This is a genomic window from Roseibacillus ishigakijimensis (assembly GCF_016595415.1).
Classification (GTDB): Bacteria; Verrucomicrobiota; Verrucomicrobiia; order Verrucomicrobiales; family Akkermansiaceae; genus Roseibacillus; species Roseibacillus ishigakijimensis.
Genome location: NZ_JAENIO010000099.1, coordinates 1 through 1317 on the forward strand (window position 1 = coordinate 1; position 1317 = coordinate 1317).

Sequence of the window (1317 nt, forward strand, 5' to 3'; positions counted from 1 at the left end):
GCGAGGGAAATGCGCCAGCCGGAGGTGTTGTCCGGGATGTCCACGTAGTAATAGGCCACCTCCCGGGCAGGAAGGTTGGAGACGGTTGCGGAGCCACCATTGAACGGGATGGCCTGCGGTTCGAGGCCCATGCCGGTGCCGACGGCGGTGCTGGAGAAGGTGAAGGAGCTGCTCTCGCTGTGGCTGCGATTGAAGAAACCAACATAATAGGTGCCGGGTTCGAGAGGTTGGCCCAGGGCGGCCCAGAGCCCATATTTTTCATTGTACTGGCTGCCGTCGGAGGAGTAGTCATGGCCGGACCAGTCCTGAGTGGAGATGACCCACTGGGCTCCGGAGTCCCAGTCGGTTCCGCCCTGATAGGGCCATCGTGAACCACCCCACTCATATTGGGTAGTGAAGGAAGCGGAGTCCGGGACTTGGTCGCGCCGCACGACCATAATGGGTTCGTATCCGCTCCAGTTCTCGACCCGGAGTTGCCAGCCGAGGACGTCCTGTCCGCCGATTTGTTCAGGAACAGTGACTTTGAAAAATTGCCAAGTGCGGGGAGATTGCTCGGTGATGGTAGCGGTGCCGCCATTGAACGCGAGTTCTTGTTCCCCGACCGTGCGGATGCGGAGGGTGAAGGAGCCGGCTTCGAGCTGACCTTGCGAGCGATACTCCATAACAGTCAGCCGCCAGACGGAGCCAGCCGGAGGGCTGTTGAGGGTGATGAGCTGATTGTCGGCGTCGTTGTAACTTTCTCCTGAGTAATACCCGTAGGCTCCCCCACTAGGAAAACGAGTATCATCCTCATTGTAGCGAGCGTAGAGGTAGGGACTGCCGGTGGTGTTTTCCAGACTGACTTCGATGGAGTTGGCTCCTTCCGGCACAGTGAAGGTCAGGTGCTTCAAGCGGCCAAGTCCGTAGCTATCGGAATGGATGAGATCGGTGCCCAAGACCGGGGTGCCAAGATCAGTCGCGGGAACGGGTAAACCATGGCTGGTGAGGATGGCGGAAGAGGAACCGGTGCCGATGTGACTATTGACGGGATTCTCGCCCTCGCTGACGACCATGAGGTAGTAGCGGCCGGGTTCGAGGAAGCCCTGGCTATATTCGGGCAGAAGGGTGAAGTGCTCGTCGCCGTCCTTTTGAAGTTTGGTCAGTGTGCTGAGGGAGACTGGCGAATAGGAGGAACCGGCAGAGGTATCGGAGGTGGGAAGGAACTCTTTGTTCACAAAGAGGACGGATTCGCCGGAAGTGTTGGCGAGGGAAATGCGCCAGCCGGAGGTGTTGTCCGGGATGTCCACGTAGTAATAGGCCACCTCCCGGGCAGGAAGG

At 59.1% G+C, this 1317-nt stretch carries 1 protein-coding gene; it reads right to left on the minus strand.

Annotated features, from left to right (window positions below; all coding sequences use genetic code 11):
• Positions 1-1317: hypothetical protein (locus JIN78_RS16720; protein WP_200393141.1), on the minus strand; the 1317-nt coding region annotated here is incomplete at both ends.